Source organism: Microseira sp. BLCC-F43, assembly GCF_041929235.1.
GTDB lineage: Bacteria > Cyanobacteriota > Cyanobacteriia > Cyanobacteriales > Aerosakkonemataceae > Microseira.
Window position 1 is genome coordinate 122,864 of the sequence record NZ_JBHFNP010000361.1, and the last position, 17,557, is coordinate 140,420.

Annotated in this window: 25 protein-coding genes and 1 tRNA gene; 15 read left to right on the forward strand and 11 right to left on the reverse strand. The window is 47.4% G+C overall.

Translation table 11 applies throughout. The features are described 5' to 3' along the window. Positions 1 to 13: 13 nt before the first annotated feature. Entirely contained in the window at positions 14 to 988 is a 975-nt protein-coding gene (locus ACE1CM_RS48195; protein ID WP_374886743.1) for a GUN4 domain-containing protein, read from the forward strand. On the opposite strand, the gene ACE1CM_RS48200 is transcribed toward ACE1CM_RS48195, so the two are convergent. Continuing rightward, a complete protein-coding gene (locus tag ACE1CM_RS48200; RefSeq protein WP_374886744.1) occupies positions 916 to 1,170 on the reverse strand; it encodes a hypothetical protein in 255 nt (84 codons plus the stop codon). The two genes, ACE1CM_RS48195 and ACE1CM_RS48200, sit on opposite strands and share 73 nt — an antisense overlap. Positions 1,171 to 1,238: 68 nt before the next feature. Here ACE1CM_RS48200 and ACE1CM_RS48205 point away from each other — a divergent pair, with 68 nt between their 5' ends. Continuing rightward, the gene (locus ACE1CM_RS48205) at positions 1,239 to 2,429 is read left to right on the forward strand and encodes an NAD(P)/FAD-dependent oxidoreductase (protein ID WP_374886769.1); all 1,191 of its coding nucleotides are present in this window, start codon (positions 1,239 to 1,241) and stop codon (positions 2,427 to 2,429) included. 70 nt (positions 2,430 to 2,499) lie between these two features. Here ACE1CM_RS48205 and ACE1CM_RS48210 read toward each other — a convergent pair whose 3' ends face one another. The 3 genes from ACE1CM_RS48210 to ACE1CM_RS48220 form a co-directional block, all read right to left on the reverse strand. Beyond that, the gene (locus tag ACE1CM_RS48210; RefSeq protein ID WP_374886745.1) at positions 2,500 to 3,021 is read right to left on the reverse strand and encodes a GNAT family N-acetyltransferase; all 522 of its coding nucleotides are present in this window, start codon (positions 3,019 to 3,021) and stop codon (positions 2,500 to 2,502) included. Positions 3,022 to 3,027: 6 nt separating this feature from the next. Then, the gene (locus ACE1CM_RS48215) at positions 3,028 to 3,141 is read right to left on the reverse strand and encodes a DUF1778 domain-containing protein (RefSeq protein WP_374886746.1); all 114 of its coding nucleotides are present in this window, start codon (positions 3,139 to 3,141) and stop codon (positions 3,028 to 3,030) included. Between the two features lie 273 nt (positions 3,142 to 3,414). After that, entirely contained in the window at positions 3,415 to 4,074 is a 660-nt protein-coding gene (locus ACE1CM_RS48220) for an MBL fold metallo-hydrolase (RefSeq protein ID WP_374886747.1), read from the reverse strand. Positions 4,075 to 4,077: 3 nt separating this feature from the next. Here ACE1CM_RS48220 and ACE1CM_RS48225 point away from each other — a divergent pair, with 3 nt between their 5' ends. Both ACE1CM_RS48225 and ACE1CM_RS48230 read left to right on the forward strand, forming a co-directional pair. Beyond that, a complete protein-coding gene (locus tag ACE1CM_RS48225; protein ID WP_374886748.1) occupies positions 4,078 to 5,550 on the forward strand; it encodes a site-2 protease family protein in 1,473 nt (490 codons plus the stop codon). Between the two features lie 54 nt (positions 5,551 to 5,604). Next, positions 5,605 to 5,677, forward strand: a tRNA-Arg gene (locus ACE1CM_RS48230). 108 nt (positions 5,678 to 5,785) lie between these two features. On the opposite strand, the gene ACE1CM_RS48235 is transcribed toward ACE1CM_RS48230, so the two are convergent. The 6 genes from ACE1CM_RS48235 to ACE1CM_RS48260 form a co-directional block, all read right to left on the reverse strand. Beyond that, positions 5,786 to 6,403, reverse strand: a complete 618-nt coding sequence (locus ACE1CM_RS48235; protein WP_374886749.1) for a tyrosine-type recombinase/integrase — start codon at positions 6,401 to 6,403, stop codon at positions 5,786 to 5,788. Between the two features lie 165 nt (positions 6,404 to 6,568). After that, entirely contained in the window at positions 6,569 to 6,850 is a 282-nt protein-coding gene (locus tag ACE1CM_RS48240; protein ID WP_374886750.1) for an Arm DNA-binding domain-containing protein, read from the reverse strand. A 136-nt stretch (positions 6,851 to 6,986) separates the two neighbouring features. Beyond that, positions 6,987 to 7,154, reverse strand: coding sequence for a hypothetical protein (locus ACE1CM_RS48245; RefSeq protein ID WP_374886751.1), 168 nt, complete (start codon positions 7,152 to 7,154; stop codon positions 6,987 to 6,989). Then, positions 7,133 to 10,342: a DnaB-like helicase N-terminal domain-containing protein gene (locus tag ACE1CM_RS48250; protein WP_374886752.1), complete on the reverse strand. Its 3,210-nt coding sequence runs from the start codon at positions 10,340 to 10,342 to the stop codon at positions 7,133 to 7,135. The genes ACE1CM_RS48245 and ACE1CM_RS48250 overlap by 22 nt, the downstream gene beginning before the upstream one ends. Then, positions 10,336 to 10,587: a hypothetical protein gene (locus tag ACE1CM_RS48255; protein WP_374886753.1), complete on the reverse strand. Its 252-nt coding sequence runs from the start codon at positions 10,585 to 10,587 to the stop codon at positions 10,336 to 10,338. Before ACE1CM_RS48255 ends, ACE1CM_RS48250 begins: the two co-directional genes overlap by 7 nt. A 327-nt stretch (positions 10,588 to 10,914) precedes the next feature. Then, complete coding sequence (locus ACE1CM_RS48260) at positions 10,915 to 11,580, reverse strand: hypothetical protein (protein WP_374886754.1); 666 nt, start codon at positions 11,578 to 11,580, stop codon at positions 10,915 to 10,917. A gap of 497 nt (positions 11,581 to 12,077) precedes the next feature. On the opposite strand from ACE1CM_RS48260, the gene ACE1CM_RS48265 reads away from it, so the two are divergent. Next, on the forward strand, positions 12,078 to 12,284 hold the full coding sequence (locus tag ACE1CM_RS48265; RefSeq protein WP_374886755.1) for a helix-turn-helix transcriptional regulator: 207 nt from the start codon (positions 12,078 to 12,080) through the stop codon (positions 12,282 to 12,284). A gap of 68 nt (positions 12,285 to 12,352) precedes the next feature. Here ACE1CM_RS48265 and ACE1CM_RS48270 read toward each other — a convergent pair whose 3' ends face one another. Further along, positions 12,353 to 13,066 (reverse strand): hypothetical protein, encoded by a 714-nt coding sequence (locus ACE1CM_RS48270; RefSeq protein ID WP_374886756.1) that lies wholly within the window; start codon positions 13,064 to 13,066, stop codon positions 12,353 to 12,355. A 40-nt stretch (positions 13,067 to 13,106) separates the two neighbouring features. On the opposite strand from ACE1CM_RS48270, the gene ACE1CM_RS48275 reads away from it, so the two are divergent. The 10 genes from ACE1CM_RS48275 to ACE1CM_RS48320 all read left to right on the forward strand — a co-directional run. Beyond that, entirely contained in the window at positions 13,107 to 13,394 is a 288-nt protein-coding gene (locus ACE1CM_RS48275) for a DUF6464 family protein (protein WP_374886757.1), read from the forward strand. Continuing rightward, on the forward strand, positions 13,375 to 13,740 hold the full coding sequence (locus ACE1CM_RS48280) for a hypothetical protein (RefSeq protein WP_374886758.1): 366 nt from the start codon (positions 13,375 to 13,377) through the stop codon (positions 13,738 to 13,740). Before ACE1CM_RS48275 ends, ACE1CM_RS48280 begins: the two co-directional genes overlap by 20 nt. A gap of 95 nt (positions 13,741 to 13,835) precedes the next feature. Then, positions 13,836 to 14,084 (forward strand): hypothetical protein, encoded by a 249-nt coding sequence (locus ACE1CM_RS48285; protein ID WP_374886759.1) that lies wholly within the window; start codon positions 13,836 to 13,838, stop codon positions 14,082 to 14,084. A 393-nt stretch (positions 14,085 to 14,477) separates the two neighbouring features. After that, on the forward strand, positions 14,478 to 14,801 hold the full coding sequence (locus tag ACE1CM_RS48290; RefSeq protein ID WP_374886760.1) for a hypothetical protein: 324 nt from the start codon (positions 14,478 to 14,480) through the stop codon (positions 14,799 to 14,801). 43 nt (positions 14,802 to 14,844) lie between these two features. Continuing rightward, a complete protein-coding gene (locus ACE1CM_RS48295; protein WP_374886761.1) occupies positions 14,845 to 15,033 on the forward strand; it encodes a hypothetical protein in 189 nt (62 codons plus the stop codon). A gap of 1 nt (position 15,034) precedes the next feature. After that, complete coding sequence (locus tag ACE1CM_RS48300; RefSeq protein ID WP_374886762.1) at positions 15,035 to 15,325, forward strand: hypothetical protein; 291 nt, start codon at positions 15,035 to 15,037, stop codon at positions 15,323 to 15,325. Further along, positions 15,318 to 15,584, forward strand: coding sequence for a hypothetical protein (locus ACE1CM_RS48305; protein ID WP_374886763.1), 267 nt, complete (start codon positions 15,318 to 15,320; stop codon positions 15,582 to 15,584). Before ACE1CM_RS48300 ends, ACE1CM_RS48305 begins: the two co-directional genes overlap by 8 nt. A 65-nt stretch (positions 15,585 to 15,649) precedes the next feature. Beyond that, positions 15,650 to 16,318 carry a hypothetical protein gene (locus ACE1CM_RS48310; RefSeq protein WP_374886764.1) on the forward strand — a complete coding sequence of 223 codons (669 nt, stop codon included), beginning with the start codon at positions 15,650 to 15,652 and terminating at the stop codon, positions 16,316 to 16,318. A 51-nt stretch (positions 16,319 to 16,369) separates the two neighbouring features. Then, a complete protein-coding gene (locus ACE1CM_RS48315; protein ID WP_374886765.1) occupies positions 16,370 to 16,831 on the forward strand; it encodes a hypothetical protein in 462 nt (153 codons plus the stop codon). After that, the coding region (locus ACE1CM_RS48320; protein WP_374886766.1) for a hypothetical protein at positions 16,824 to 17,557 on the forward strand (734 nt) is incomplete at its 3' end. The genes ACE1CM_RS48315 and ACE1CM_RS48320, both read left to right, overlap by 8 nt.

Here is a 17,557-nt window from a genome sequence, read left to right on the forward strand (position 1 = left end):
TTAAACATCACCCATGAAACTCCCTATCGCAATTAACAGTGCAATGATCGCGGGGACGGTATTGCTGTATGCTTGCACTGTCACCCAGCAAGCACCACCGACCTCGCCACCCCCATCCCCACTCACCCCCGCTGCACCTCCACCTTCACCCGTTACCTTAGCTTCCCCACCGCCATCATCCCCAGAAACTGACTTCTTCCAGGAAGCAGAAAATAAAGCCATCAGTGCTAAAAATATCGCCCAAATTGCCCAAACTAAAGAAGATTGGACCCTAGTCGCAAATCGCTGGCAGCAAGCAATAGACTTAATCAAAGCAGTGCCAACATCTAACCCCAAGTATGCACTTGCTCAAAAACAACTTGCCGCATACCAAACCGGGTTAAACAATGCCGAAAAGCAAGTGAAACTTCCCACAACAACTGCTTCTAAACTAGCCGATAACCAAGCTCCAAGTAACGAATCACCCGGACAAGTTTATACAATAGATACCCAAGCAAAACCAACCCCAAACGATACGCCAAACTTAAGCAAACTGCGTAACTTACTCTTAGCCAAAAAGTGGAAAGAAGCAGACGAGGAAACCTTTGCCGCTATCGCGCGTAACCCTTGTCCAACTGGAGAAAAACCAGAATGCCTCGCGCCGACTTTACGCGCCATCGACCAATTATGGGTGCAATACTCCAATGGAAAGTTTGGTTTGAGCGTGCAAAAACAAATTTACGAGAAAACCACATTACCCGATGAATTGTTTAAGCAGATTAATTGGAAACTCACCGATAAACAAAACCCAAACGCCATCTCTGGCATCACCTATCAAACCAATGCTCCCGCCGGACACTTACCGTTTAAATTTTTAGATTATATGTGGACAAATGCCGGTGCTTGCGGGTTAGACATAACATACTCTTTGTTAGATTATTCACCCGAAGAAAATTTCATCCCGCCAGCATCTTGTAGCGGCAAATCTTTCTCCTTTCCCAAGCAGTGAAGATAGGGAAGAAGACGCGGCGACGGAGAGACGCGGCGACGGGTCGAGGTTGATTGAAGAGTTCCCCCCCTCCCCGTGTCCGGTGTGTCCCCATGTCCGGTGCGTCCGGTGTGTCCGGTGTGTCCGGTGTGTCCGGTGTGTCCGGTGTGTCCGGTGCGTCCGGTGTGTCCCCATGTCCTCATCTCCTCATCTCCTCATGCCTTGCTATCCTGAAAAGAGTTCCCCACCATCGACTCGCGCCGATTCAACCATGACCGAACAACCTGCACGAATCTGTATACTAGGTGGAGGCTTTGGTGGTCTCTACACCGCTTTGCGCCTCTCCCAGCTACCCTGGGAGGGAACCCAAAAGCCGGAAATTGTCCTGGTGGACAAAAGCGATCGCTTCCTCTTCGTCCCCCTCCTCTATGAACTCCTGACTCGCGAACTGCAATCTTGGGAAATCGCCCCCCCGTTTGCCGAAATCCTATATAACACAGGCGTGCGGTTTTGTCAAGCAAATGTCGCGGGAATTGATCTAGAACAGCAGCGGGTGGAATTGCAGGAAGGCGCGGAAATACCCTACGATCGCTTAATTTTAGCCCTGGGTGGAGAATCGCCCCTAGATAAGGTACCGGGTGCTGCATCTTATGCTTTTCCGTTCCGCACCCTTGCCGATGCCTATCGCCTGGAAGAACGACTGCGAGTTTTAGAACAATCCGAAACAGAAAAAATTCGCATAGCAATTGTCGGCGGCGGTTATTGCGGCGTCGAATTAGCTTGCAAGCTGGCAGATAGACTCAAAGAACGGGGACGGTTTAGGATTATCGAACAAGCCGATAAAATTCTCAGAAACTCCCCAGAATATAACCGGGAAACCGCAAGTAAAACCCTCGAAGCAAAAGGCGTTTGGCTCGATTTAGAAACTAGCGTCGAATCAATTGGATCCGATAGCATTTCCCTGATGTACAAAGGAACTGTAGACACAATTCCCGTGGATATAGTGCTGTGGACGGTGGGAATGCAAGCATCTCCCGTAGTGCGAAATCTCCCCCTCAAACAAAACCAAAGGGGACAGCTTGTGACTACACCCACGCTGCAAGCAATCGACCGTGAAGAAATTTTTATTTTGGGAGATTTAAGCGACTGTCGCGACAATGAAGGACAGCAAGTTCCCCCATCGGCGCAAGCAGCTTTCCAGCAATCAGATTATGCCGCTTGGAATGTTTGGGCATCCCTGACTAAGCGTCCAATGCTTCCTTTCCGCTATCAGAATTTGGGAGAAATGCTGACATTGGGAACCGATAGCGCTACTTATACAGGCATGGGATTGAAACTCGATGGTCAAGTTGCTTACCTGATGCGTCGCCTCGCTTATTTGTATCGGATGCCTGGGTTAGAACATCAACTTAAAGTTGGCGTTAGCTGGATTTCTAATCCGATTTTGGATGCAATTCAGTAATTGCAGATTTTAGATTTAAGATTGCAGATTTGTTTTCAATCTAAAATCTAAAATCTTAAATCTAAAATTTTCACATGAGGGCTTGTTTAAATGTTTCAATCCGGAGATAAAGAGAAAGAGGAATATCCGGCAATGCCCGAAAACCAAATTTTGTGTAAAATTCCTTGGCTGTCTCGTCTATGGCATCAACTCTAACTGCAAAAAATTCCACTTTTTGCGATACATTGAGTGCATTTTCTAAAGCGTGGAATAGCAAATGCTTTCCCAAACCTCTTCCTTGCATAGACCGATCTACAGCCAGTTTGCCAATTAGTATAACTCGAGTGGGGTATCTAGGCAGACTCACCCGCAGATCTACAGGAAAATTTTCACTAGCGAAGGCACCCGCGCAGCAAGAATAATAACCAGCGCTCATCTGACTAACCTCAGATGAAAAAGCGACAAAAGTTCTGGAAATTCCATCTCGATCGTTTTGCAGAGCATACTGTTTTAGATATCGATCTAGTTCTGGATTTCCAGAGTTAAAGGGATCTTTTCTGAGACTACTCGTGCTGCGTCCTATACCATCTATTGCAGATATAATCCAAGTCACAATGTTTTACTCTTGGGAACCGCGACACTCTTTAACTAATGCAATCAACCCCTCAGAAGGTTCCGGCGGGTTTAACATCATGTCTAGTAAAAATTCCCAGTCACGCTCAGACAGGGACAAAACTGGATTACCAAAAGCTGCTGCCCCATTAACGATCGCATCCAGTTATGCTACATATTCTTCTAGTAAAAATAGATAGGTTAGCCACTTTATCCTGGTTTCTTCTGTTTTTGCAAATGTTTGCATATTGTCATTCCTCCTGCTGAAAATTTTTTGATAATTCTCAAAATACACTGAAATATTGTTTAAATGAATCAGCAGGATTGCAGATTGTAGATTTAAGATTTGAGATTTGTCTTAAATCTGCAATCTTAAATCTACAATCTTAAATTTTCACAGTCCCGGTTTTGCCTGAAGTAACGCATCTAAATCGAGTTGCACCAATTTCTCATAAGCTTTTGCGATCGCTCCTTTCCCCCGCAAAAACCCAGTATTGGCACCCGGACAAATATATTGCAGAGTTTCGGGAGTAAAAACTTCGCGCAACATGTTCACGCTGTTAATTTGCCTTCGCCAGTGAAAAGTTTTGGAAGTCCGCAAGGGGACGGGGTTACCCTGCCGATTTGGCAATAAGTGACGCCCGGTAAACAATATGCCCCCATTTTCGCCCTGATAAAGGCAAGAAGAACCGGGAGAATGTCCGGGCGTCCAAATAACCTGGCTAGTCGGAGAGAGGGTAAACTCTTTGTGGAAGGTCGTGACGGTTAACCCAGGTAACAGATAAGCTTCCTGTTCCTGAATCAAAATTTCGCAGCCAAAGGTTTGTTGAATTTCCTTGACATGCTTGCCAATCCCGCCGCGATGGGTAATCAACAGCCACCGGACGCCCCCTTGGTCGCGTAAAAATTGCTGGTTTTCTTCGTCAGGTGCGGGACAATCCAGCAGAATATTGACATCGTTCTTTACAATGAAATAAGCTGTCGCCCCCAACGTCTCTCGATTGGGTGGAAATGCAAAAATATTGTCAAAGACAGCCCTTGCTGGTTTGGGCATAAAATGAACTTATTTTTACTCCTAGTACTGGGACTGGTTACCTACTTCATTGTGCAGCGCAGCGTCGCCAGCATCACAAAAACACCCGTGTGGATATTGTGGCTGGTGATGATGACACCCGCATTTATTTGGAGTGGCTGGATTTGGATTTACGGCAAAGAGCCGCCTTTGGTACTGTTGCTCGGCCCGTTTATCATTTGTCCGATATTGTACTGGTGGCTGATTCATTTGGGGCGTCGGGAACTAACCCCAGAGGAAGCTAAGACAACAGATTCCCCAGTTGCGGCGCAAACTCTCAACGGGGATGCCCAAAAGCAAACGGTGCGCGCGCTAACCTCTGAAGAAGAAGCGACCCTGCGCAATTGTTTTCCTTGGTCGATTTATTACCTGCAAAATCTGGAGTATCGACCCCAAGCGGTGATTTGCCGAGGCAGTCTGCGTTCCAATCCAGAGGTGGCTTACAAGACAATCAAGCAGAATATTGAAGCACAGTTTAGCGATCGCTTCTATATTCTGTTTCAAGAAGACTTCACCGGCAAACCCTTCTTCGCCCTAGTCCCCAACCCCCAAGCACATCGCGAGGCAAAACGCAACAGCGAATCCCTGACGCGACCAGGTTTGGCTTTGGCACTGCTGCTGGTAACTTTATTTACCACCACCATTATTGGTGCTGAGATCGCCAATGTCACCGAAGCAGCGGTGAAATCTAACCCAGGTGCCTTGCTGCAAGGACTACCCTATGCTTTATCTTTAATGACGATTCTGGGCATCCACGAATTAGGCCATTATCTCGCCGCCCGACGCTATAAAATTCGCACGACGCTGCCTTATTTTATACCCGTACCGTTTTTCTTGGGGACGTTTGGGGCGTTTATCCAGATGCGGAGTCCCGTACCCAATCGTAAAGCTTTGTTTGATGTAGCGATCGCCGGCCCCCTAGCAGGCTTTATCGTCACAATACCCTTGTTGATTTGGGGCTTAGCCAATTCCAGCGTCGTTCCTCTGTCTGATAAGTCAGGCATGTTAAATTTCGATTCGTTTAACCCCAGGTTTTCCCTATTGATGACCCTGTTGAGTCAGCTAACCTTGGGCAGCGCTTTGACTTCCAACATGGCGATAGACCTCCATCCCGTGGCGGTAGCTGGCTACTTGGGCATCATCGTCACGGCATTGAATTTGATGCCGGTGGGACAACTCGACGGGGGTCACATCATCCACGCCATGTTGGGACAACAAGCTGCGATCGCAATTGGTCAAGTGGCGCGGTTGTTGCTACTGGGATGGTCGCTGGTGCAGCCTGGGTTTTTACTGTGGGCAATTCTATTATTTTTGATGCCGGTTAACGATGAACCCGCACTCAACGATGTCTCCGCACTCGACAACCAGCGCGACTTCTGGGGACTGTTGGCAATTGCGTTGTTGATCGCGATGATCTTGCCCATGCCTCCGATGCTGAGACGAATGTTGGGGATTTGAGATGGTTGTGGAGTTGGGTTTAGCGATCGCCAATGCTATAATTTCTAGAAGTAAGGGCACGTAGCTCAGTGGATAGAGCACCAGATTCCGGTTCTGGGTGTCGGGGGTTCAAATCCCTCCGTGCTCGTTAACTAACCCTTGTCAGTCCAAGGGTTTTGTCGTTTTTGGGCTGGTGCGCTGCGGGGTGGTTTTTGACGTGCTTTGACGTGCAGTTGACGTGCAGTTGACGTGCAAATTATTCCGGTACAGTTGCTTCGTTGATGACCCCGGCATAGTGACGCCAAATTGTGTCAGGCGAGTTGCCCACCCATTGAGCCACTTGGGTAACTCTGATTCCTGCTTCCAAGCAGGAAGAGATAAACGTATGCCCCGTGTGGTAGACCGAGCGGTACTGAATTGGTAGCTGGCCTAAAATACTTTTCCACGCCCTGTTCAGAAAATTATGCCCATCAATTGGTAGGCCGCTTGGAGAAGGAAAGACCAAAGTGTCAGGAGTACATTCTGTTGGCTTAATTGTTTTAAGCAGCGATCGCAGTGTTTCGTTGATGGGAAATTTACGGATCTTGCCGGTCTTTGTCCTGGGAGACCTTTTGCCACAAACAAACGCCTCGTTAAAAGTAATAACTGACAGATTGGGACTAACATGCTTCCATTGAAGTCCGATCGCCTCGCTGGTTCGACATCCGGTTAAGAATAAAAACCGAACAAATGAGGTGTAGTAGGAATAACAAGGATCGGCCTCAAATGTTGAGACAATCAACTCCTTTTCTTCTGGGCTAAATGGGTTGACTTGGCTTGTTTTCTTGCCGCCGCTAACCTTAGGTAAGTTATCGAAAGGGTTGAAGGTAATCATTTCTTCCTCCAGCGCCCAACGGCAACATGCGGCAAGGTACATCCAAATCTTTTTGGCTACTTTTGGAGTCGTTGACTGAATTAAGTATCTGCGGATTTGACGCGCGTCTTGTAACTGTTGGGAAGGGAGTTTATTAATGTGAAGTTCAACCCACTTAAATTCTTTTTATAGGGTGCTATGAGCGAGAAACTTTGATTTATAAAAAGTGTATTTCTGCCATATCTCGCTCAAGCTAGGAGAATTATCATTTGGTGGGTGTGGGCGATACCTCTCCAATGTGAAATCGAATCGATTGAAGGCAATGTCAGAGGCGATCGCTTGTGCCTTATCTTGGGCCGCCCGTTGGTTTGTGGGTGTGTCAGCTAGCCCAAGGTAGAGATATTTCTGTTGGCCTCCAAATAAGTGCCGGGGTAACTGAAGGCGAAGCATTCCTCTGTGGCTTGACACTACCACTGTGCCTTTTTTTGCCTTCATGATCAGCGCCATCTTGGACGTTTAACAGAATGTAATGCTTGCCACTGTAGGCAACCAAGCTTATTGAATTTGCCGTGCCAAATCCAATATTGACACAAAACTCCATTCATTATTTCTCGCTCCTGTAAGGCTTCTTTGGGCAAGAGACAATCCCTATTTTCAGATCGAAGGTGTCGTATTTTGAGCGACAACTTAACCAGAAGACTTGGGCAGGATTGACAAGGGACTTGATTTCTTTAATCGCCTTTTTCAAGGCTACTGCTTCGTGTTTGAGCATATTTCTACTGCCTCCAAGTTGAAAACTTGAATCCCAAGACTTGTCTCGCATTCAACCAAGAATTTATCGTTGATTTTGGCCTGGCGAATTACTCTCCCCCTACGTCTGGCGAATCCTACGTGAGACGGGTGCTTTAATGCTTTCAGTTCATCGCCAGGTTGGATTTTTGAAAATAGCTGCTGGGCGATAACCTTTGGGTCTTGTTCTGGAGCTAGGGGTTTGAGATGCTCCAAGTGAAGGACACCTTCACTTGTATCGTTGTCGTAAACAACGATAAAGCTGTGATTTTTATCTTCCTTAATTGTTAATGAAACGCCATTTAAGTTTTGGCATCGTTCGCCTACCTTTGGTCTCCATGTGTCTGGTGTCGAAAGATCTGGCCCTTCTGCTGTCGGTTTCCAATCCCACAATCCTTGGTATCCCCTCGCTGGAATTGGTATTTCTAGGCGCCGAACATTTTCCAGCTTCCAAGCAAATCTTCCCGGTTTCCAGTCACCGCACAATAGCTCTGTCTCTGATTGTTCGGCAATTAGTTCTGGGGTCATTTCAATACAGTCAACCAGGTCGGCGATCGCCACTATAACCCCCATCGGTAAATCTCTTACGTTGCCGATTAATTCCAACAGCTCTGTCGAACAGTTTGCTGTGGCTTTTCCTGCATGAATTGCTATTTTCCCTCGGTAATCAGTACTCCAGCCTCTAGTTTCGTAGTGCTTATGCCGCCCGACGAGGCTAGCCCAGGGTTGGTGAAGAGTAATCGCCTTGATGTCTATTGGTTTTTCTGAGTCATTACCTTGAACCTTGAGAAATTCAACTACCTCGTCATCTTCTTCACCGTTGTCCCAGCTAACAACCGTTGTCCACTGAATAAATGGTCTCTTTGGACTGCCTCTAAAGTTTGGCTCTAACCGAATTATCTTGCCAACTTTTTGGTCGGAATGAAGGCTTTGCACCCGATCGCCTACCTTCACCTCTTGCCCCAGTCCGTCTGTGGGTTTGGCGGTTAGCTCTTTAAAAGCCTCCCGCTCGTGCGGTAACAGCGCTTGCCACACTTTTTCCTTGCCAGGATTTTCGGCAAAGTAAGCCAAGAATGATTCCTGCGTGGATATTGCTGCTTCTGGATGGGCGATCGCATATCGAATCAATCCCGCGAAATCCTCAACATCGGCGTCGGTTAGTTGCGGCGATCGCTCAACCTCATTGTTAAGTTCTGTAACAGTTGATCCGCTTGATCCGCAACCCGGATCAACGTGAAACTCGCTCTGTGTATGAGTTGATCCGCTTGATCCGGTTGATCCGTGTTTTTTTGAATTTGAGCTTGTTGTCTGTAAACTCAAAAAATGCGGCTCAACCGGATCAACCGGATCAACGCTGACAGGGTAAGGGTTTTGGCCTGATCCGCAATCCGGATCAAGCGGATCAGATGTTCGTTGTGATACAGAATTCCCCTGGTTTGGTAAAGAAATGTTAAAGTTGCCCAGTACTGTCAAGCCTTTATCTTCACCCTCATCGTTGTCGGTTGAGTTGTAGGCCGATGAAGTCAGTTCGCCGACGAAGTAAACGGCTCGCTGCCTGTAGCCCTGAAACGATTCAATCAACCCTTTAGACAGACCAAAGCCTAATTCTTTCCGAACGGTACCATCGTTAATTCCGGTATGTTCGGACAGCTCGGCTGCTTCAAAGCCAACACCCCGATTTGTCTTGAGGAATTGATAGAGTTTTTGAAAACTTGGGCGGGCAGACAAGTCGTTGAACTCTTCCTCACCATCCTCAGATCTACTGATTTCACCAACCATCGACCAGGAGTATGTTTCGGAATCAAACTCTAGTCGGTAGCTACAGGGAGTAGCCATAAATCTACTTTTCTGGACGGTCAAGTTGATTCCTGATGGCTTCGCTTCTTCTAATGCCCAGACTTGATCGGCGGCATTATAAATAGCTGTCGTGCCACGGATCTTGCCGTCCCAACCTGAGTGATGCAGTACCAAGAAAGAGCAATTGTGTTTGTTTCCTATCTCCCGCAGCCGTGCAAGTGGTCGGGCATATTCCTGGTCGTTTTCTCGGTAGATCAGTGAAGAGGAAACCGTCGACAAACAGTCGATGACCACCAGATCGTAGTTGTATTGCTTGAGTTCTTCCTCTAGAATGTGGTATTCCTCTATCCCCCACTTGTCGATAATTCTTTGGCGTTCTCGAACGTGAGGATCGAGCTTGAAAAATCCTTGCCGGTCGAGAAACCTAGTCGTTACTGTAGGGCCTTGGTCTGTTTGAATCCACAGTATTTTTAAGGGCTTATTTACGTCGTAGCCACACCAAGAATTGCCACTAATCAATGCCTTGGAGATTGTTAGGAGTAAGCTTGTTTTACCAACGCCGCCTTTACTGTGAACCACGGTGATGGTTGAGCCAGGAATCCATCCATCCAGTAGCCACTTGATGGATTTACCACCAAACATTTCTAGGTATTCGTCTATAGAGAACGACCTGGATTTTTGGGAAATCTGCAACCATTTGGCGTGAAAATCAAAAAATTCTTTTTCTGAGCGCATATCCCAGCGCTTCATCAGGTTTTTGATTTCCAGTTTGTACTTGAAGGGGTTTTTTGATTTGATAGCTTCAATCTTCTCTATTTCTCTGGTTAGCTGTTTAAGTTGAATCTCACTTTCGGATTGTTGGTATTGACTGAAAGGGGTGCTGCGTAAATCTGTAATCGCATGGGTTTGGAATTCAGCTTCTTCCAGGATTTCTGGAAGTTCCCAGTAAGATCTACTGGCTAAGTCTGTAAGATTGCAGCCGGTAAGCACTAGCTTGCGCCGCATGTATTTATCCATCACCAGGCCTGCATACTGGTCGATGTTAACGGCAGAGACGGTGCGATCAACCAGCTGTACTAATTTGTTAGTGCCGCCCACTTTCTCTAAGGTGTTGTGGTCGGCAAGCCAGGTGGTAACGGTCATTAAATCGGTCGGTCTACCTTGGCTGTGTAAATTGACAGCCGCCCGGTAAATTATTTTGTGACTTTCTACGGAAAAAGCCTCTGCTGACAAGCCATCTACTAGCCTTTCAATAGCTTCTGGATCTAGCAAGATGCCTCCCAAGATAGCTTGTTCTGCTTCTACGTTTACCAGTTTCAGCAGAAGTTGATCTATGTAGTCATTTGTGATGGTTCTTTGGAATGCGGCTACCATTGCTGTTGACCTCCATTTTTGACTTCTCCGTAGAGGCTATTAAGGTCAGTTGCGAATGAGCCAAGCATGAAGTATCGTCTCAGTATTTCGGCTTCTTGTCTCTCGAACAGGTAGAATTCACCATTAGATAAACTAACCAAAACCCCTGCGTTGTTTTCGTCACAAAAGTTGAGATTTATTGATACAATTTGAGCAGGACTGATTATCGTGCTTCCCAACTTTAAGAAGCTTTCTTTGAAGCTCATTTTTCTCTCCTAAATAGGGTTAATCTCTTGGTTAGTGGGTGCCGTCAGCCAGCACCCACTTTTTTTAGAATGGAATGTTGTCAACATCTCCCGTGTCTTCTGGAAGCCCGTAGTAGAGCCTGTACACTTGGTCTGGAACTTCTAAGTACACTTTTGGACAGAAGTGGAAGTCAAAGGTAATCGAGAACTCCAGGCTTCGTGGAGCTTTCCAGATAGTAAAATCTAGTTCTGCAAGGTGAATTTTTATCTGGCATTGGTATTCAGAAGTGATTACTGCCCACCAGTAAATTCGCCATGCTTCGGCGCAATTATCAAAAAGCCGGTTGGTCATACCGACAGAAGTTGCTTCAAGATTTCAACGTAAGATTTCAACGATACTGTGGGGTCATATCGGTAACCGTTTTGCCAGTATTGACCGCTTTTGTGAACCGCATCTAACAGCACCCAATCGTCTTCTCTGTGGAGGGATTTTAGAGTCCAGTCCTTGAAACTCTCTTCATAAATTTCTAGGAACTTGTATCCCTCGTTGATTTTATAGTCTCCAACGTTGCCTAAGCACTGGAAAGCGCTTTCAGCTAGCGCCAAGATGTGTTTTGGCGATGGCGATCGCACTACCAACTCCTTCATCCAGGCGATCGCTTGCATCATCCGCTCGTACTTCTGCTGTTTAATAGCTGCCATTCGATCGGCGAGAGATTTCGGATCTCCAGTCAACAATTCCTGGTAGCTTGGGAACTCATCTTCACAGCTTTTTAGATCGGTAAGCCACCTAGATCCGTCTTGTAGCGAAACAGTGACATAAAGGTAGGTGTCGGTATACCCAACCTTAATTTCCCACTCTCCGTGAGTGGTGACGGTTACTATGTCACATTGGATGTCGTCGGTTCCTTGATAGAAGCCTTCTGCTTCTAGTGCGGCGATCGTAGCTAGTAAGGATGGACTTCTATCTTTAGACAGATTTTCTGTTTCCAGATTGTCGTATTGTTGTTGCATCGTATTGTTCCTTTTGAAGGAATAGAAGGGGTATCTACTGTGGTAAGCTAGATGCCCTATTTTTTGTTAAGAAAGAGACTTGATTCTGAAAATGTGAACTGTGCGATCGCAGTCATCAGTTATTCCCAGGATGAAGTTTTCGTCTTCCACAGAGACAAGGTAAGCACCTGGTTCCAATGCTGCGGCGATCGCTTCATCTTCCGCTTTAATCTCTTCTGCCTTGGTCGAAATAACGTACTGTACCTCCTTGATTGTCTGAGTTTACGTGCGGATTATTTATGGCGCAGATCAGGCTGTAATTGCCGCATTCGATTAGCGCATCTGATTACCGCATTTGTTGGAAGATAGTGGGCAGGTCGGGCGATCCAAGTCAGACCTGCCCATTGTTGTTTCTCAGGAGTTGCGGTAAGCGCCAGCGATAAGTACTGGCGCTTACCGTAATATTGTTCTATAATATGACACAAGACCAAAAAAGCACAAGCGATCTACTAACACCCATGACTCTCCGTAAACGTGCTGGATTAACTCAGCGACAAGTAGCGCAAGCTCTTGATATCAGGGAGCAGACTGTTAGTGCATGGGAAAGAGGCGGCATTCCACATCTCCCACCATCCAAGATCAAGCGAATGTGTGAGATTTACCAATGCACTATCGATGAGCTGATAGAAGCCTTTGAAGCTCGTCCTTCTGCCTACAGTGGTTAAAAACCGGGACACAATCATGCCCCGGTTCCGAACCTAGAAAGTCAAACCATTCTCAACTAGCAGCTGTACTATTGAGAATTTTCCGGAGGTTTCTTCCGCCGCATCTGATTCATGCCCATCTCACCTCGGAGTCGGTCAAGCTCCAGGTCGATCGGGTCAACAGGTGGCGGGGTCAAGTTGGCTGGTGAGCCAGAGGGGGAAAATTCCCTTTTCTTCCCCCTTTTCTTATTCCCCGTCCTAGCCTGGGAACGCATCGCCTTTTTAGCAGCGCGGCGTTCCCGAACCCAGCAGTCATATTGGTGGAGGTAGGCAGCGATTGCCAGCATTCCACCCAAAGTCACCGGAACCAGCGCTCGGATCGTCAACCATTGAGGGAAGATGGCAACGAACAAAATCCCAGGAACTGCAATGGCGACAAAACTGAGGAAGACAGCGATTGAGCCATTTAACCCTTCCCTCCAGCTAGGCCACCGGGGAAACCAGCCCCGCGACTTTCCTCGGAGCCTAGCGATCCAGTGATGGGTGATGGTGATAGCGATCGCCTGAAAAACCAAATTGAGCAGAAAACAAAACAACAGAAACGCACCCTGGCTGACAGCGCTTGGACAGTCCACATTTCCAAACTCATCAATCCAACAGTGAGCTAACGCATAGTCTCTGTTTTTAAAAACTGCCTCAAGCATTCCCTCAGTCAAGACAGCCCAAAGAAACAAATTTCCAACCGCCCGTAACCAGTTAACCGGGTATGGCGACCAAACAGGCCAAGTAAAAATCCCCATCATGCGTATCCGAACTTTATTTCAGACTTTACATACTTGTCTCATGAATCAGATCGAAAAATACGGAATAGCCCTAATCGACAAACTCGAAGAACTTGATGCACCGTCAATCCGGATCGAACAGATTCATCCCGCACAAGAGACGTTTCACAAGTATTGCAAAACCTGCGAATACTACAGCAGTTCAGAATATTTACGCTGCGCCGTTCATCCTTGCGGCCCACAGCGTTCAAAATGCCCTGACTATCAAAAAATTTCTTTTGTCGTTAAACACCCATTACCAATTACCTATCACCTATTAGCCATCAACCATGACCAACAACCAACCTGAAACCAAACACGAAGAGAGAAATGTTAAGGAACTTGAAAACAAGCTTTGCTATTTAGCGGCGGAACTAATTAAGGAACGCTACATAAACGAAGCAATTCCCATTGTGCCGCTAGATGACAACGGTCACCCAACGAGATACGAGCCAGGTTGTGTACCTTGGAATGTGTGCCAAGAAATCACGATAGAAAACATCGAAGTAAAGTACGCGGTACGGTGCGAAGCAGATTGGAAATGGTCGCAAGATGACAATCCCGAATCTGTAGTCATAGAAGCCTATTTTGAGCTTCAAGATGGACGGCTCAAACTCGATGCCGACAGCAGCATTGAGGTGTACAAAAGCGATTAGCAAATCCTGCCAAATATCAAAAGCCAGCAGCAAACTTCAATTGCTGCTGGCCCCCAACTCACCCAAAGGGTGTGTCGTTCACTACGGAGACAGTGATGAAAACAATATTACCAAAATCCCCAAGAAAAGAACACTGGGAAGCGCTTAAATATTTGCAACAAGATGAGCTGATGACGCCACAGGAGTTCCTGACTCGCTGGCAGCTAACCTACAAACAACTCGGATTGCTTACGAACTGCACCATTGACCAAGTTAAGAAATGGTTCTACTGTGGGCGATCGCCTTACGAAGTTCAGCGACGCTTGTTTAAAATAGACGTTCTGTGGAGGCAGACCAGTTACTAAGTGCAAAACCAGCACCGATTTATAGACCCCGGCGAGGGACTTTTTATACCATGAAATCAGTTTAGAAGCGACAAAGAATCGAAGTGAAGGCAAGACAGAAACAGTCTTCCGGTTCGCTTCCCAAGCGCGACCAAATTGATTTCAGTTTGCCTCCATAATCACTCTGCCTGCCTAGATTCACGGTAGAGAAAATGCTGGGTATTAGCACTAGCTATCTGCGACGAGACTGTGCCGTATTGAGACAGTTATCCCCAAAAGGATTTGTCTGCCCAGCCTATGCCAGAGGATATGTGCGATCAACAGTGGAAGTGCTTTGGGAATTCCGAAAATTAGTCCAAAGCTTAGGCCGAAGACTAGCAATTCAAACCATCAACCAACACATGGAGAACCTTTATGAGCAACGTAGACAAAGAAGCAATCAATCAAGCTCAAGCGAAGCCGAATGGACAACGCCCAATTCAGCAGCCTAGCGTAGGAACAAAACCAATTCCTACTCCAGTAACGGTAGCCGCAGCCAAAATAGTCGCTTCTCAAAATCAACAACAATTCAACGAACTGGTTATAGGTTACCTAGTTCAAGGATTTTTTAATAGCGCGCTTAACAACGATCTAGGCGCAATTGGGCAAGCGATTGTTGACGAAGCCAGTTTAGGTATGCCGCTAACTTTGCAAGAATTTCGCACCGTTGAATCTCCTGCTTTACCACCAGCTTCCTAGCAAATTAAAGCGAGCATAATTTCACTGTTGGCTTACTAGTACCATGACAAATGAACAAATAATCCAATCTCTAGAATCGGTGCAAGCTGTGCTTGAAATTATTGAGCAGACCGCCACATGGAAAGTTTTATCTGACGATTTATCTCATGTGGAAATAGCTCAAGACATGGAATTAGCTCAAACGTACATCTGCGAAATAATTCGCGTAATCAAAGGCAATCAGAATAACTAAAATGCAACAACCAAAAATCATCAACATCACAGCATCCCACCCAGAAATTTGGGAGTTATTGCAACCACCAGAGCAAGATGAGCGCGGAACAGGACGATTTAATTCCGAAATGTATAAAGCTACCCGCAACGCTATTCTCGAAGCTGGTGCGCCGGTAGAAGTAGCCGAAAAAGCAGCGCTGGTAATTGCAAAAGACGATCCAGGCCAACCCAATCTTGGACGCACTTCGGACGACCAAAGCGCCGTAACCGCAGCATGGCATTACCTAATTGGAGGGACAACAAATGACTAAGCTGAGCGAGAAATATCGCGTGATCGCAGACCTCTACGCCTACCTAGAAGCGCACCCGTTTGACGATCTATGTAACGCTAGCCACTGCACCGTCATCGACGACGGCGACGGCATCGAAATCAAGGAATCCCTGTACCGCGAACTCGTTGCTAGTTCCAATGCTAGTAAGCTGCTAGACGCAGTTGCCGCACACGGGATTGAGGTTCACCGATACGACGCAACCGGCTACGTGTACGACATAGACCTGGCAGACTCTTAAACGTGCGGCTTCCCTTACGATTCACCCCCGGCGTATGTCGGGGGTTTCAACTTATGAGGTAACCGATGGAATTTCGAGTATCAAAAACTAGCGGCGTGGCGCATGTAGACAAGGAATTTGGCAGCAACGTTGCTCAGTTTGGCAATCTCACCCCAGAGCAGGTACATGAGGCTGCGCGCCAAGCCAAAATCTTAAATCTCCAACGCCAGCTAGGAGCGGCAATGGTCAAACACCTGGAGAAAATCTACCAGAACAAGGCTGAAATCGAGCGCCTCACCCTGGAGGCAATGGAGCGCGGACTGGAAGCCAAGGAAGAAATCGATAAGTACGTGCAACAGGCGATTGTCGCTTCCGCGAAGCACAACGCGCATATTCAGAGGTTAAATCACCAGATGAAACAGGAACTCCAAATGATGCAAGGGCAACTGCTTTCTGACAAAGCCCTTGCTACCGCCAGCTTCCAGCAACGATTGCATCTGCTTCGCGCTAATCACCAAGCCAAATCGCAGATCGCTTTGCACGGTTTCCAGCAGCGGCTTAAGGAGATTCAGGCTAGTCCTGCGCTAGCGATCGCCGCCAATCAGCGACAAACTGCATTTACCGCGTACATTAACACCAAGGATTACGACCCCATCCTCGCCAACTTTAGCTCTCAGAGGTTCCCTGGGGGACAACAATCTCTTGGCGGCGGGGGATTCTTGAGCGGATTGCTCAATTTCTTTACCGGCAAGTAAACGCAAGGGTGGAGCCGATTCCACCCTTTTTTCCAAATTTGGAAGTGCGACATGAATACTAATTTTCCCGATTTTAATAGTTACGAACAAGATCAGTTTGATTTCAGCCCAATCGCTCCCGTTGACCAACCCACGACACCCCAGATTAAGACCAGCGAGATGGAGCGGTTCTGGGGAGTCACAGGAAACTGGGGAGAGTTCGGCTTGTACTTCGGCTTAGGGCTATCCGCTTCACTGATGGTTCGGGCAATTCCAGTGTTCCAACCATCAGCACTCATCCTCATCCCTGCTGTTGGTTTGGGACTGGTTGCGCTCAGCTTTGCAGCACCGTCGGAAAACCGCGTCCGTTACCAAGTCCTGCTGGTTGCGATCACAGCCGCAATCATCGGCGGCAATTGGGATGGCTGGATGGCATGGCTCATAGCTAATACCTGGAAAATCGGAGCATCGATGGTTCTTCTCGGTACAGCGATTCATTTAGTTCCACTGGCAGGAGGCAGGAAACATGGCTAGGCCAGCAGCAATTACCAGCACTCTCCTGGGCTTGGGGGCGATCGCCTTTACGACCGCGATCGCACTCCCATTCGATGACCGGGTAGAATTCCGCACCAACAGCCGAGTCGATTCTAAACCAGCTTGGCTTGTCCCTCAGAAAGCGGAATTTTTGGGAATTCAGCGCGGGTACGGCGGGTTGAAGATAGTCGCCGTGATCGCAGGTACGGTATCAATGGGCGGCGCGATGGTACTCGCGCGATCGCAAGCTCAACGCGAGCCGATACGCCAACGAATCCGTCATTATCACAATCAGGCTGAAGAGTTCGAGGCGGCGGCTGAATCTGCTTATCAAATGACGCTAACCCAGCAACGCTACAAAACCTTGCTCGAAGCCGATCAAGTAGCTTTTGAAGGTCAAATCGAAACCGCCTACTTGGAGTCAATGGGCGTTGACCCCAGCACCCAACCAGCGCTACCAGGAACGAGCCTAGACCAGGTGACCAACCCTGGTGACAAGGTACGCGAGGCCGAGGTGAAGCCCGCAATACCTGCTAACGCACAGGCTGACGCCAACGCACCCGATGCTGCTAGCGATTCGTCTAGCACCGCTTGGAAAAACCTAGACAAACCTACCCAGAGGGAAAAGGAGCTAAGTATAAGTCGGCGGTGTAACTTTTGGTCAATCCGAGTTAACGCTTTCGCTTGGATGAAGCCCGGTCTTGCGACTCGACAACAACCAAAACC

Excerpts from the sequence above, each read along its gene's own strand:
- ACE1CM_RS48195 (WP_374886743.1), top strand. The coding sequence starts at position 14 with ATGAAACTCCCTATCGCAATTAACAGTGCAATGATCGCGGGGACGGTA.
- ACE1CM_RS48200 (WP_374886744.1), bottom strand. The coding sequence starts at position 1,170 with ATGAGGACATGGGGACACACCGGACGCACCGGACACACCGGACACACC.
- ACE1CM_RS48205 (WP_374886769.1), top strand. The coding sequence starts at position 1,239 with ATGACCGAACAACCTGCACGAATCTGTATACTAGGTGGAGGCTTTGGT.
- ACE1CM_RS48220 (WP_374886747.1), bottom strand. The coding sequence starts at position 4,074 with ATGCCCAAACCAGCAAGGGCTGTCTTTGACAATATTTTTGCATTTCCA.
- ACE1CM_RS48225 (WP_374886748.1), top strand. The coding sequence starts at position 4,078 with ATGAACTTATTTTTACTCCTAGTACTGGGACTGGTTACCTACTTCATT.
- ACE1CM_RS48235 (WP_374886749.1), bottom strand. The coding sequence starts at position 6,403 with ATGATTACCTTCAACCCTTTCGATAACTTACCTAAGGTTAGCGGCGGC.
- ACE1CM_RS48245 (WP_374886751.1), bottom strand. The coding sequence starts at position 7,154 with ATGCTCAAACACGAAGCAGTAGCCTTGAAAAAGGCGATTAAAGAAATC.
- ACE1CM_RS48250 (WP_374886752.1), bottom strand. The coding sequence starts at position 10,342 with ATGGTAGCCGCATTCCAAAGAACCATCACAAATGACTACATAGATCAA.
- ACE1CM_RS48255 (WP_374886753.1), bottom strand. The coding sequence starts at position 10,587 with ATGAGCTTCAAAGAAAGCTTCTTAAAGTTGGGAAGCACGATAATCAGT.
- ACE1CM_RS48260 (WP_374886754.1), bottom strand. The coding sequence starts at position 11,580 with ATGCAACAACAATACGACAATCTGGAAACAGAAAATCTGTCTAAAGAT.
- ACE1CM_RS48265 (WP_374886755.1), top strand. The coding sequence starts at position 12,078 with ATGACTCTCCGTAAACGTGCTGGATTAACTCAGCGACAAGTAGCGCAA.
- ACE1CM_RS48270 (WP_374886756.1), bottom strand. The coding sequence starts at position 13,066 with ATGATGGGGATTTTTACTTGGCCTGTTTGGTCGCCATACCCGGTTAAC.
- ACE1CM_RS48275 (WP_374886757.1), top strand. The coding sequence starts at position 13,107 with ATGAATCAGATCGAAAAATACGGAATAGCCCTAATCGACAAACTCGAA.
- ACE1CM_RS48280 (WP_374886758.1), top strand. The coding sequence starts at position 13,375 with ATGACCAACAACCAACCTGAAACCAAACACGAAGAGAGAAATGTTAAG.
- ACE1CM_RS48285 (WP_374886759.1), top strand. The coding sequence starts at position 13,836 with ATGAAAACAATATTACCAAAATCCCCAAGAAAAGAACACTGGGAAGCG.
- ACE1CM_RS48290 (WP_374886760.1), top strand. The coding sequence starts at position 14,478 with ATGAGCAACGTAGACAAAGAAGCAATCAATCAAGCTCAAGCGAAGCCG.
- ACE1CM_RS48295 (WP_374886761.1), top strand. The coding sequence starts at position 14,845 with ATGACAAATGAACAAATAATCCAATCTCTAGAATCGGTGCAAGCTGTG.
- ACE1CM_RS48300 (WP_374886762.1), top strand. The coding sequence starts at position 15,035 with ATGCAACAACCAAAAATCATCAACATCACAGCATCCCACCCAGAAATT.
- ACE1CM_RS48305 (WP_374886763.1), top strand. The coding sequence starts at position 15,318 with ATGACTAAGCTGAGCGAGAAATATCGCGTGATCGCAGACCTCTACGCC.
- ACE1CM_RS48310 (WP_374886764.1), top strand. The coding sequence starts at position 15,650 with ATGGAATTTCGAGTATCAAAAACTAGCGGCGTGGCGCATGTAGACAAG.
- ACE1CM_RS48315 (WP_374886765.1), top strand. The coding sequence starts at position 16,370 with ATGAATACTAATTTTCCCGATTTTAATAGTTACGAACAAGATCAGTTT.